The 13,103-nt window shown below is 56.4% G+C and carries 11 protein-coding genes; 4 read left to right on the top strand and 7 right to left on the bottom strand.

Translation table 11 applies throughout. From position 1 onward, the window contains the following. Positions 1-50: 50 nt before the first annotated feature. The 4 genes from rfbA to HMPREF2894_RS07435 all read left to right on the top strand — a co-directional run bounded on the left by rfbA (position 51) and on the right by HMPREF2894_RS07435 (position 3,755). Positions 51-911 carry a glucose-1-phosphate thymidylyltransferase RfbA gene (gene rfbA, locus HMPREF2894_RS07420; RefSeq protein ID WP_012904014.1) on the top strand — a complete coding sequence of 287 codons (861 nt, stop codon included), beginning with the start codon at positions 51-53 and terminating at the stop codon, positions 909-911. 96 nt (positions 912-1,007) lie between these two features. Next, positions 1,008-2,480 carry a tyrosine-protein kinase domain-containing protein gene (locus HMPREF2894_RS07425; protein WP_012904015.1) on the top strand — a complete coding sequence of 491 codons (1,473 nt, stop codon included), beginning with the start codon at positions 1,008-1,010 and terminating at the stop codon, positions 2,478-2,480. Positions 2,481-2,592: 112 nt separating this feature from the next. Further along, on the top strand, positions 2,593-3,450 hold the full coding sequence (locus tag HMPREF2894_RS07430; RefSeq protein WP_049352238.1) for a nucleotidyltransferase family protein: 858 nt from the start codon (positions 2,593-2,595) through the stop codon (positions 3,448-3,450). Next, the gene (locus tag HMPREF2894_RS07435) at positions 3,447-3,755 is read left to right on the top strand and encodes a PqqD family protein (protein ID WP_012904017.1); all 309 of its coding nucleotides are present in this window, start codon (positions 3,447-3,449) and stop codon (positions 3,753-3,755) included. The genes HMPREF2894_RS07430 and HMPREF2894_RS07435 overlap by 4 nt, the downstream gene beginning before the upstream one ends. An 89-nt stretch (positions 3,756-3,844) precedes the next feature. On the opposite strand, the gene HMPREF2894_RS07440 is transcribed toward HMPREF2894_RS07435, so the two are convergent. From HMPREF2894_RS07440 to HMPREF2894_RS07470, 7 genes are all read right to left on the bottom strand, one after another. After that, entirely contained in the window at positions 3,845-5,092 is a 1,248-nt protein-coding gene (locus HMPREF2894_RS07440; protein WP_070507830.1) for a glycosyltransferase, read from the bottom strand. 12 nt (positions 5,093-5,104) lie between these two features. Next, a complete protein-coding gene (locus HMPREF2894_RS07445; protein WP_070678605.1) occupies positions 5,105-6,052 on the bottom strand; it encodes a glycosyltransferase family 2 protein in 948 nt (315 codons plus the stop codon). Positions 6,053-6,117: 65 nt separating this feature from the next. Beyond that, positions 6,118-7,158 (bottom strand): glycosyltransferase family 4 protein, encoded by a 1,041-nt coding sequence (locus HMPREF2894_RS07450; RefSeq protein ID WP_049352043.1) that lies wholly within the window; start codon positions 7,156-7,158, stop codon positions 6,118-6,120. 2 nt (positions 7,159-7,160) lie between these two features. After that, positions 7,161-8,564, bottom strand: coding sequence for an O-antigen ligase family protein (locus HMPREF2894_RS07455; protein WP_049352044.1), 1,404 nt, complete (start codon positions 8,562-8,564; stop codon positions 7,161-7,163). Further along, complete coding sequence (locus tag HMPREF2894_RS07460; protein WP_049352053.1) at positions 8,561-9,676, bottom strand: glycosyltransferase; 1,116 nt, start codon at positions 9,674-9,676, stop codon at positions 8,561-8,563. Before HMPREF2894_RS07460 ends, HMPREF2894_RS07455 begins: the two co-directional genes overlap by 4 nt. Further along, complete coding sequence (locus HMPREF2894_RS07465; protein WP_049346745.1) at positions 9,673-10,758, bottom strand: acyltransferase family protein; 1,086 nt, start codon at positions 10,756-10,758, stop codon at positions 9,673-9,675. Before HMPREF2894_RS07465 ends, HMPREF2894_RS07460 begins: the two co-directional genes overlap by 4 nt. 11 nt (positions 10,759-10,769) lie before the next feature. Continuing rightward, positions 10,770-13,013, bottom strand: a complete 2,244-nt coding sequence (locus HMPREF2894_RS07470) for an N-acetylneuraminate synthase family protein (protein WP_049355027.1) — start codon at positions 13,011-13,013, stop codon at positions 10,770-10,772. Positions 13,014-13,103 lie beyond the last annotated feature (90 nt).

Here is a 13,103-nt window from a genome sequence, read left to right on the forward strand (position 1 = left end):
AGTGATTTTTATGCCTCAACAAAGAGATAAACATGACACAATAAGAAGTTATGAAGGGAATTATTCTTGCCGGCGGTACCGGAAGCCGTTTGCACCCTATCACTCAGGGTATTAGCAAGCAGCTCACTCCGGTCTATGACAAGCCGATGATTTACTACCCGCTGTCCACTCTCATGCTGGCGGGTATCCGCGATATTTTGATTATTACCACTCCTGCCGACCAGGAGCAGTTCCAGCGACTGCTCGGTGACGGCTCCCGTTTCGGTATTAATCTCGAATACAAGGTGCAGCCTTCCCCGGACGGCCTGGCACAGGCATTTATTCTGGGTGCCGACTTTATTGGCAATGACCCTGTAGCGCTCGTGCTCGGTGACAATATCTTCTACGGTCCCGGCCTGGGTACTCAGCTTGCCACCTACGAGCAGAAGGACGGCGCAACCGTCTTCGCTTACCGGGTTGCTGATCCTCGCGCCTACGGCGTGGTGGAGTTCGACGAGAACTTCAACGCACTGTCCATCGAAGAGAAGCCCGAGAACCCCAAGAGCGACTACGCTATTCCGGGTCTGTACTTCTACGACTCCAAGGTTGTAGAGTATGCACGTCAGATTAAGCCTTCTCCGCGCGGTGAGTTGGAAATCACTGACCTCAACCGCGTCTACCTGGAACAGGGTAAACTGAAGGTTGAGGTTCTGCCTCGCGGTACCGCGTGGCTCGATACCGGAACCTTTGATTCACTCGCTGATGCCACTAACTTCATCCGCACTGTTCAGAGCCGTCAGGGCCTGTCAGTTGGTTGCCCGGAGGAAATTGCGTGGCGCCACGGTTGGCTCTCCGATGAGCAGTTGCGCGACATTGCTACCCCGCTTGTTAAGAGCGGTTACGGTAGCTACCTGCTCGGATTGCTCCGCTAATAAACACCAGGGGATTTTCGTATCCCTTCACCGCCTGCAACAACACTCCACGTTGCAGGTACACTAACTCAAACTTTCTGGAGTATTCTCACTACCATGACCATTTTGGAATTTTTCCGCACCACGAGGGCTAACCTCTGGCTGCTGATTATTGGCATCGTTGTCGGTGCCGCAGCGGGCTTCGGCTATGCCTCTCTCCAGCCGAGGGTCTACGCTGCTTCGTCCTCGGGCTACGTGACCGTGGGCGAGTCCGGTACGGTGGATGTTCTCTCCGGCTCTACAGCCGCTAAGGAGCGCGCTCGTTCCTACGCTGCTATCGTCTCCTCTGAGGCCGTGGCACAGAAGATTAAGCAGAACAACCCCGAACTCTCCATGACTACCGGGCAGATTCGTGCAAGCCTCACTGCAACTGCGGGTGATAACGCCGCGCTGATTACCGTGAGCGCGCAGGCTTCTTCCCCGAAGAACGCACAGTTGCTCGCTAACGGTGCGTTGCAGGCTACCGCCGACTACATCAAGGAGATTGAGCAGAACCCCGGTAATGCTCAGGCTCTGGTAAACGGCGAAAACACCGGTGCATCCCCGACTGGCGGCAACACCGTTCGCGTGATTCCGCTGAATAACGCAAGCGTGAACCCGCCGCTGGTAGCTCCGAATTACCAGCAGAACACTCTTATCGGTGCTGGCACCGGTTTGGTTCTGGTCTACGCTGCAATCTTCCTGCGCCGCGCACTGGATCAGCGCATCCGCACTCGTGACGATGCTACCAAGGCAACCGGCGCGAGCATCCTGGGTGTTCTGCCCGTCAGTGACGACCTGAACGAAGAAAACATCGTTAACGGCAACACCGACGACCACATCGCACAGGAATCCATTCGTCAGTTGCGCACCAACCTGCGCTTCGTGAACGTTGACACTCCCCCGCGTTCGTTCATCGTCACCTCCGCAGTGCCCGGTGAAGGTAAGTCTACCGTGTCGCTGTCGCTGGCTCGCGCAATGGCTGATGCGGGTTCGCCCGTCATCCTCATTGACGCCGACCTGCGCCGCCCGACCGTGGCTAAGAAGCTGAAGCTCGACGCTAAGGTCGGTCTGACCCAGGTTCTGGCTGGTCAGGTTGAGATTGCTAACGCTGTGCACCAGCTGGGTGATTCGAACCTCTTCGTCCTGCCTGCAGGCCGTATCCCCCCGAACCCCTCCGAACTTCTGGGTTCGGATAAGATGCGCCAGCTGATTAACGAGCTCTCCGAAGAGTTCATCGTGGTCGTTGACGTTCCGCCGCTGTTGCCCGTGACCGACGCTTCGCTGCTCTCCCACTCCGTGGATGGCGTGATTCTCGTTGGTTCTATCGGCCGAAGCCACCGTGAGCAGATGACCGAGGCTGCCAACATCCTGAAGAAGGTCAACGCTAACCTCCTCGGTATGGTTCTGAACCGTGCACCCCGTAAGGGTCTGGGTAACTCCTACTACGGCTTCGGCTACGCAAGCGCCTACGTTGGTTATGCAACCTACTACGGTTACGGCAAGGACGGCGACAAGAAGTCGTCAAAGAAGTCCTCGGCTAAGAAGTAATAACGTAATAAGCGCCCTAAATTATAGGGAGCGACTTAGGGCGGGATGGGCAGTATTTTCTGTCTGTCCCGCCTTATACTTATCTGGTATACATGTGCACCGAAAGGCTATTGTGACCACTCACTCATCCAATACCCCGGAGCCGCAGACTACTCCGCTCGCGGCACGGATTCGGCTTGCGCACGCCTACTTCCAGCGAATTGCCGACATGCACTCCATCGATATTCTGCATGTCAAAGGCTACGCTTTCTCCCAGGAAATTTACCGCAAGGGCAGGTACAGCTCCGACGCTGACCTGCTCGTCCGTCCCTCTCACGTGGACCGCTTTGTAGAGATCCTTCTGGCAGATGGATGGCGTATCCAAGCCCACTTCGAAACAGGTTCCGTGTTCGAGCACGCGATGACGCTCTACCACGCTTCATGGGGCCTGACTGATATTCATCGTTTCTTCCCCGGTCTAGGACGCCACGGCGATTATGAGAAGGCGTTTGACCGCGTCTGGGCGGCACGCAAGACCCGTATGATTGCTCACCGTCCCTGCACTGTCCCCAGCGATCTGGACGCGCGTCTTCTCGTGGTGCTTCACCGCGCCCGCGCAGCATCACGCTACAGTGCAGATATTAACTACCTGGTCTCTCTGCTCTCCTACAGCGATTGGCAGCGCCTACAAGCCCGCGCCGAGGAGCTTGACTCGTCCCTGGCATATAGCGCGGCTATGGGCGGTCTGGAGCAGTACCGTGACGACCGCGACTACCTACTGTGGCTGTCGGTCTCCCAGGATGTGCCCCACTACATCCAGTGGATCGGACGTCTGCAGTCGGCGACGACCCTGCACGATAAGCTACGCACCCTCAAAAATATTTTCTTTGTGAATAAGGACCATTTGGCGATGCAGCTGGGACGCACCCCCACTAAGGCAGAGATACGTGCAAAGTTCTTTGATCGTTTCGGAATCAAGGTGAAAAAATGAGCAATCCGGTAGATTCCCGTCAGACCGTATACGGCATCCCCGAGAACATCGCGTATGTTCATTCTGAAGAGTTCGCTAAGTACTCCCCCACGGCAACTTATCTCGCGAATCTTGCCAACGGTGAGCTGTCTGTTCTTCAGGATTCTGCCTCCATTATTTGGAGTATTTTTGAGGACCCGATGTCTCTGCAGGATGCTATCGACGAGCTCTGCGAAATGTATGAACAGCCCATAGAGACCATGGGACCGCAGATTGAGGGTTTCATTCCCGAGCTACTCTCCAAGGGGCTCCTAGAGGCCCGCTAAGGCCTCCAGAAGGCGCAAAGAAGGCGGGGCGGTAGAAAAAAACCTTAGTTTCTACCGCCCCGCCTTCTTCTATGAGCCGTTGAGCTCTTTTAGTCTTCAGGCAGAGCCTGCACGTACATCTTCAGGCGGCTGATGAAACGAGCCTCCGAGAAGCCATCAACGTGCTCACGGATGTAGTCGGCATCCCAGTCATCCGGATTGAAAGCCTTGAGGGCTTCCACCAGCTGTTCCACAGTCGGCTGGTTGATGAACATGCCGGTCTTACCTTCCTGAATGGTATCCAGGAAGCCACCCGCACGGTAGGCAATCACGGCCTTGCCGCTAGCGCCCGCCTCCAGCGGGGTAATACCGAAGTCCTCATAAGAGATAGCCAGCAGCGCCAAGCAGTGACGGTACGCGTAACGAAGCTGCGCATCCGAGACACCCGAAGCAATACGAACAGTCGGGCCAGCAAGGGCCTCCAGGCGTTCCTTCTCCGGGCCGCGACCAATCACCAGCAGCTTCTTACCCAACTCATTACACGCCTCAACAGCCTTATCAACATTCTTGTAGGGCAGCAGACGCGAAACAATCAGGAAGTAATCGTCCGATTCGGTAAACTCTTCCAGACCCGGAATAGGCTCAACCGGTGCGGTGGCGTCTACCGAGTGCGGCGGGAAGAAAATCGGAACGTCCTTCTTACCGTAGACGTTCTCAATACGCTTCTTAATCACGCTCGCATTCGCCACGTACACCGCCGAACAGTGAGCCGCCCAGTGATCCCACAGCATCAGTGCAGGACGCAGAGTCTTCAGCAGCAACGGCACGGGACCGGTGCTCTTCTCACCCAGGTACTGATCGCTCAGGTACAGCCAACGCGCCGGCGAATGGCAGTAAATGAACTTACGACCAGCAAAGTTGAAGCCGTGCGCCCAGCCGGTCGTCGACACCACAGCACGCTCAGCCGGCACCTTCAAGAGAGAAGAAGCAAACGGCAGAATCGGCAGAGCCATACGGTGGTTACGACGCAGGTAGCCAATCTTGTTCAGCGGACTCGTGATAATCTTCGCGTCCTTGAACTCGGGGAAGGTGCCCTCCGGGTCGTACAGAGTCGTGTAAATCGGTGCATCCGGGAACGCACGGTGCATTGCCAGCACAACACGCTCCGCACCGCCGCGCTGAGTCAGGTAGTCGTGGGCAATTGCAATCTCTTCAGTAGCCTCAGGCTTCACCAGCGGCACGTAACGACGCACCAGGCGGCCAAGCTTCTTGAGGCTCTTCGGGATATCCGCAAGCACCGCGTCAGGGTTCTTCGGCCCGGTAAACGGAGCGGAGGTCAAGAGCTGAGTGAGTGACATTTTCTTTTCCTCCTAGAAAACTTTCTGAGCTCGCTCAGGATAGTGAATACCGGCGTAAGATGCAGCCTCAACCTGCAAAGCCACAAGCTTCTCAGCCGCCTTAGCCGGCAGCTTGAGCAGAATCTTATCGCTCGCATCGCCCAGAGCCTTAATGGTCTTCTCGGTGGTGAAACGAGCGAGGGTCTTGACCAGCAAACCCCACGGACCCGTCGGGTTCGGGGCGGGGTGTGCTTCTTCACCATGCTTACGCACGAAGATAGTGCGGGCAGAACCCGAGTGTAGGGCACGCAGGGCACGCACCGCAGTGGTGGTAGCCTCAGCATAGTGCTTGACCTCAACCTCATCAGAGATGATGATGCGGCCACCAGCGTCATGGACCATTTTGCCCATGTCTACGTCTTCCCACCCGTAGAGGCGGTACGCAGGGTCGTATCCGCCAGTACGGTCAAAGTACTCCGCAGAGATAGAAGAGTTGCCGTTCCAGTACAGCCAACGGCCTTCTTCAGCTACGCTGAGGGCTCCCTCCTTGAATCGGGCATCGCGGAAGTTACCGTACACACGAGAATAGGGAGTGTCCGGGTACACGTTCTTCAAGGTACCAATCACACCGTCATAATCACGGTGCAGGCGAATCTGCGCCTCGACATAGTCAGCAGCAGGCTCAAGATCGTCATCACAACGGATGAGGATATCCGCATCAGCCGCACGGTGACCAGCGTTCAGCGCTGCCACACGACCGCGGTTCTCCTCGAAAACAATCTTGGTCAGGTTCAGCTTGCCTTCCGCAATGTAGCGGTCAAGCACAGCTTCGCTGTTGTCAATATCGCCGTCGAGGACCACGATAACCTGGAAGTCCTTCTCGGTCTGGGCGGCAAGCGCATCCAGCGGGTAGTGCAGAATATCTGCACCACCGCGAGAGGGAATGATAACCGCAGCCTTGTAGCGGTGGGTAGTCGTCATAATTTTCCTTCGGGGTTTGAGTGAGAGGATATCCGTTGGGAATGATCTATAGGTTTAGAAGCACCTTAGCGGATAAAACGTTCCAGGATCTCACCGACACGGACCTGACCAGCCTCAGGCGAATAGTTCTCCTGCCAACGCCAGAACAGCTCGGAGGTTCGCTCCGCCAGGGCATCCGTATCTTCTCGAAGCTCAGTACCCAGGCTCTTAATGGCCTGTGCAAGAGCTACCGGCTGATCAGCAGGCACAACGTACGGGTACGACGCGCCGCCCAGCACCTCCGACAGAGCACCAGCATCACTGACAACCACAGGGACGCGCGCGCTCATCGCTTCAGCGACCACCAAGCCAAAGGACTCAGGGGCAATCGAAGGTACAACAAGCATGTCAATGTCACCGAAAAGACGGTCTGGGGTAGTCCAGCCCAAACGCGTGCTGAACGTAGCAACACGGGCTAGGGCGTCCTCAACCTCAGCACGTTCTTCATCAGTTGCGAAGACAGGCTCGCCACCAATCACCAGGTCGTATTCAATGCCGTTAGCGTTCAAGGAGCTCATCGCCTGGCACAGGGTTGCAATACCCTTGGACGGGGTCAAACGTCCCAGGTAACCGATACGGAGGCGTCGCTCCCCCACCCGGTGATCCAGCTCAGTGGACACACCACTGACCCAGTTCGCGAACAGCTCGCTACCGGGGCAGGCACGAGCCACATAGCGGCTAGGCACCAGGGTGACAGACGCCTTATGGCGGGCAAAGGGTACGAGCTTCGCGTTCACACCGGTAGGCAGCTGGTGCAGGTGCACGATGCGGTTCTTACGGCCGCCCGTTGCCGCTGCGGGAACCAGACCATTGCACCACAACAGAACGTCCTTATGGCGAGCGTGCCAGCTACGCAGAGCCACCATGTACTGTGCGCGGTTCTTAGCCGGCAAGACAATGCGGGGGAACCCCTCATCCGCAGCAGCTTCTACAAGCTGCTTCGGCTCGGAAGGACCCACAATAGTGACCTTGTAGCCAAGGCTACGGGCTGCGCGAGCAATATTCAGGAGCATGACCTCGCCGCCGCCTATGTCACCGTTATTGGTAGCTATATAAAGCTCTTTCATCGTTATATTTTCCTTGCCCGCTGGCGGATAGAACTGACGTCAAACGATTTAGAAGTAGTCGGCTTCTTAGGCGTTTCTTGGGGGGGTACAGAGACAGGAGCTTCTTGCTCGATGAGCTTGCCGTTCTGCGGCTCAGGTTTTTCATCACTGCTCTGCACCTTCTGCATAGCACCTGGTTCATGATGACCGCTATCCGAAGCGTCCAGATCCTTATCCGGGTTCAGGTACAGCAGTGCAAGACCCACCACGATAGCCCACGGCACAGTCAGAATCACCTCACCAAGACGCTGGGAGGTAATAATGATAATCACCATTGCGGCTTCGGCAATAACAATGCGCTGAGCACGCGGCTGCTTCCAGATGAATGCGGCAGAAATCATCAAGGATACAATCACAATCATATAGAGCCATCCAGCCTCCTGGACCAGCGTCATATATGAGTTATGGAAGTAAAAGTATCGATCTTGTAGTGGAACCTGTGCAGTACCCAGACCGCCGCCGTACCACGGAACCACATCAATCATGCGGTACATTCCTTCATCAATTCGCTGACGCAATAGGTCACTACCGAGTCGATCCGCGAAAGCACCAGCACGCGCGAAATTATCTTCCAGGTAGTTCACGCCTAGATAAAACAGATACGCCAGAACAGCTTTGCCGAAGAGATTCAGACGGTAGGAGAAGTACAGCCACAGGACGGCGAATGCATACGCAGCCAATGAAGTACGAGAACCAGTCAACCACAACATGCCCGCAGTAATAGCGATAGCGACAAGGCGGTGACTTGTCTTTCTGACCATGGCGACAAAGAGGAAACCGAAAAGCGCATAGTACAGACCCGATTGGTTCTTATCATTGAGCCAACCGGTCAACGTACCGCCATAGTTATCAGGTGCTATACCCGCATAGAAGCCAATGACGTTGACCAAGAGGCCAAAGGCCACACCAAACAGTAGAGAACGGATATCAATCTTCTTCTGCGCAATCTGCAGAGCAAGCAGTACCACAACCGCCATACGCACAGCACGACGAATCGCATACTCAACAGGGAAGCTATTGAACGTCAAAGTCTCGAATAGTGCCCAACCAATGGCTAGCAGAAGAATCGTAAAGAATAGCCCGTTGTAGGTGTTCTCGATTTTGGCAGGCTTAGTCAAGTTGTAGAGTACAAGCACCATCACCACGACAGTTCCCACCGGCATAGCAAAAAACGCTGTTGTAATACCAATAAAAATCAGGCCAAACCCTGCCCAGAAGTCGAGCATTGACAGTTTCGAAACACTACTAGCAAGGTATTTCGCTTCAGTCTTCGTAGCCTGTCCAAAACGAGTAGCATTGCTCGAAGAGGTACCTGCGGAAGCTGGGTACTTAGTTCCAGATGCAGGTTGAGAGTGAGCTGCAGTCATTTCTTCTCCAAAGTACGAGCGTATATCTCAGTAGTTTGAGCAGCCATCTGCTCATTCGAGATCCAGGTGAAAGGCTCAGACTCGCCCTTCAGCAGCTGCTGGCGCATAGCCTGCAGAACATCCTGAGTCAGGGTTGCACTCTGGCGGTCCACCAGCTCGTCGGCACCCAGAATCTCCGGGTTGCCGCCCACAGCGGTAGCGACCGTCTTCAGGCCGGCTGCCTTAGCATCCAGCAGAGTGTAGGAGCAGTTCTCCCACACCGACAGCTGAACAATCATGTCGCTACGGCCCATCGCCTCAATCGGGTTAACGAAACCGCTGAAGGTCACCGAATCACCCAGGTTCAGACGCTGCGCCTGAGCCTGCAACTCGGACGCCAAATCGCCAGAGCCCGCAATCTCAAGATGAGCCTGCGGGTAATCAGCACGAAGCTGCGCAAAAGCATCCAGCAACACGTCAATACCCTTCTCAGGGGACAGACGAGACAGCGAAAGAATACGCGGACCGCCCTCGGCAGGTACACGCTGCTGCTCAACAGCCGCGCGCACCTCAGGGATATCCACGCCGTTGTACACCAGCTCCACGCCGCGAGCGCCCCACTTGGCACGCATCTGATCAGCGGTGGAACGGGAAACAGCAATCGCCTGGTCGGTGCCCCACAGGCGCACACGGTGTACGGTTTCCATGAGCTTAGAACGCCAGGAGCTGCCGTGGTACACCGAATCATTACCGGCGATACCGTGTTCAGTGGTCAGAAGCTTCGGCACGCAGGTGCCGCGCTTGATAACGCTACGGATGCGTAGCGCGTTGACTACAGCGGTCGCTACAACGTCCGCATACGCCAGGTGGCTGTGCACAATATCCGGGCGAAGCTGCTCAACAGCCTTCTGCAGAGAAACAAAGGAAGTCTTAAAACCGTAGTCGGGGCCGAACTCAGCCTTGATGACGGTGACGCCCAGTTCCTCAAGGCGGCTCGTGAGCTTACCTTCGGGTGCGAGAACCACCAGGTTAAAGCCGGGGAGCCCGGCACGTGCCATATCGACAACGTGCCGAGCTACTCCACCAAAATCGGGAACCGGAACGACCCAAAGAGCCGTTGGTGTAGAGGTCATGCCTTAGTCAACTTTCGAGTGAGGAAAGAACGGAAGGATGCAGAAACCTTAGTTTCAATGGAAATATGCACCAGGTAGGCGAAGCAAATCACCAAAACCAATGCAATAATACGTGCTCCCCAGGGGCCAGCCACCGGGTAGAACATATCAACAAGCATATAACCGACCATAGCGTGGCCCAAGTACAGGGGGTAGGAAATACGCCCCAAGAAATTCAGCGGACCCTTCGAAAGTACCGGAACGTTCTTCAGGTATACAACGATGAAGAACACCAGACTAATCAGTGCCACACCGATTCCATGAGCAAGATCATGCATCAGTGCTGCGTTGAGGGAAGCCAGAATCGCAAAGTACGGAATATGCCAGGTGAACTTCCGATCATGGCTGTACATGAAGAACACCATGCCCAGGCTAAAGAGCGAGGAGTGCTCCGCAACAGCAGCCCACACAATCATCTTCGGTGCTCCACCGAGAGAAGCCTCCGGGTGGAAGAGCAAACACAGAACCGTACCGATAACCGACCAGGTGAGCAGAATCGTAGTCAGTTCCCTACGGTAGATCTTTCCCTTCCGGATAATCAGGTACAGGGCAACCATCACGTAGAACTGCAGCTCCACTGCCAGGGTCCAGTACACCTGATCCACGTTATCCACACGCAGGAAGCGTTGCAGCATCGTCGTGTTAATCAGGGTCTGCGGAATCGTAATATGGCGTCCGGGGTTTCCGTAGATGAAATACACCAGAGCCGATACAGCCAGCGCGAACCAATAGGTCGGGTAAATACGAGAAAAACGCGAAATAGCGAACTTCAGCGCAGACCCGCTCTTGATGGCACTGAGCAGAATTACGAAACCAGAAATGATGAAGAAGAGCTGAACACCCAACTCGCCCAGAGGAATGTCATAGGGCGAAGGAGCAGTCCGCGGATAGTTCTCCGTAGCAGGAACACCCAGGTGATAAATCACCACAGTAATAGCAGCCAGGCCACGGAACCCGTCCAGCTCCCGGAAACGCCCGGGAGTGATGAAGTCCTGATCTAGAACTTCACCCTCCCGAGCTTTTACGGTCTGAGACTTGGCCATAGACGCCGGTCCTACAGCCACTTCTCGAGGCGGTCCAGTGCGGTGAAGAAGCCCTCACCGTTGTTGATGTGGCCCTGCCAGATTTCGGGAATGAAGGATGCCTTCGGCGCCAGCTCACGCAGCTGCTTACCCAGGGATGCCCAGTCGACATCGCCTTCGCCAACCTGAACGCCCTCACCGTCAACGCCGGTGCCGTCCACCAGGTGCAGGTGAATGGACAGCGGTGCCAGCTGCTCAACAGCCTCCGACAGCGGAATGTTCAGGAAGTTGCATGCAAGCATGGTGTGGGAGATATCCAGGCAGAGTGCGGTATCGAATGCACGCGAGAACTCTGCGGTGTCCTTCGGATCCAGGAACAGGTTGTGGTACTGCTGACCACCCATCAGCCAGGGGTACGGGGGCAGAGTCTGAGCAGCCAGGCGAACGCCGGATGCGTCCAGACGCTTCAGAGCCTCACCGATACGCTCGTACTTCTCAGCACGTGCAGCAGCGGGGATGTGCTTGTCCTTGGTGAAGCCACCCATGGTCACAACCATGACCGGGTCCTCGTCTACGGTGAAGTAGCGGGTCAGGTCACGGGTGATGTCGATAGTGCGCTGGACCTCAGCGATGGAGCGCTCCCACACCTCAGGATCCTTGGACGCGAGGTCCACCAGGAAGTCACCTGCGAACAGGTCGGGCAGGTGGGTGGTGAAGCCCATGTCCAGCTTGGAGTCAAAGACGTCGTCGATGTTAATCTCGAGGTCCTTGTAGGAGAAGTGGAACTCCAGGAAGTCCGGCTTAGCCTCTTCAATCAGCGGCTTGTAGTCGTGGTAACGAACCGGCAGACCCCAGGGGCGGTCGAACTTGAAGTCGCGGCGGGTCACCAGGTCGTCCTTCAGGTCACCCTCGAAGAAGAACGAGCCTTCTTCAACGTCGCGCTGCATGGTGCGGCCCAGCAGCTGCGGCAGGTAGTTCGGCTGCAGACCGCGGCCGGGGGACTTCACAGCAACATCAGCCTCGGTCACGACCTCGCCCTTAGCGATGTGGCGGGTAGCAACCAGGGACTTTGCCAGGTTCACGCGGTTCATCAGCTCACCGGTGGACACCTCGCGAGGAGCAGCAGAACCAATAGCGGTCTCAACCTCACGGATCTGCTGAACCATTGCCTTGAATTCCTCGGGCAGCAGGGAGACGGTGTGGTCGTTACCCTCGAGGGTCTTGTCGGTGGTGAAGTGCTTCTCGATAATCTTCGCGCCGCGAGCAACAGCAGCAATCGGCACGTGGTAGCCACGCTCGTGGCCGGAGTAGCCGACCAGGCACTGACCGATTTCAGCCAGGCGGTCCATGTACGCAAGGTTGACGTCCTTGAAGGGTGCCGGGTATGCGGACTGGCACTGCAGCAGAGCGTAGGATGCGCCAGCGTTACGCAGCAGGGCAACCGACTCGCGGATTTCCTCTTCGCGGCTCATACCGGTGGAGACCAGCATGGGCAGGCCGCGGGAAGCCACGTCGCGCAGCAGCTCGTGGTTGGTCAGGTCGGCAGAAGCAATCTTCATGCCCTGGATACCGTAGTCAACCAGTGCCTGAACGGAGGGTGCGTCCCAGGGGGTGCACATGATGTCCATGTCGTGCTGCTTGACGTGGTCGAAGACCTCGTACATCTGGTCAACGGTCAGGGAGAAGCGGGACAGCAGGTCCAGGGTGTACTGAACGCCCAGGTCCTCACCTGCGGTTGCTGCGCCGCGCTGGCGGTACAGAGCGTCCATGTCGCGCAGCTGGAACTTCACAGCATCCGCGCCGGACTCAACAGCCAGGTCCACCAGTTCCTTAGCGAAGTCAACGCTACCCTGGTGGTTGTTACCAATCTCAGCAATGATGAAGGAGGGGGAATCCTCGCTGATGGTGTGCTTACCAATGCGCAGAACGTCCTGCTCGTCCATTGCCAGCGCCACGAGGTGACCGCGCTCGTCGGTCAGCGGAACGTGGTTGATGCCCTTCGCGAAGTATCCGCGCAGGGTCTCGGGGTCAGCGTCAGCCGGTGCGGTCTGCGGGTTGGTGTTCGCAGCGTCCAGGGCGCTAGTCTCCAGGGATGCGGTCGGGTTAGCGATCAGCCAACGACGGAAGTCGCCGTCAGAGAGCGAACCACGCAGAATACCGGACTCGTTCACCAGGAAGATGATGCGCTGGCCGTTAGCAGAAATCTTCTGCAGTGCGTTGAGAATCGGGTCTTCAGCGAAGACCACGTAGGGGGCAATATTGCGTTCAATAATCACGATTTTGACCTTTTCGTTTGAGTGTTTAGTTGAATGCCTGAGTGCCGGTCAAGCCGGGAGCGGCAGACGAGGTACTGCCGCTGGTGAAGG

Source organism: Rothia sp. HMSC066G02, from assembly GCF_001813145.1.
GTDB lineage: Bacteria > Actinomycetota > Actinomycetes > Actinomycetales > Micrococcaceae > Rothia.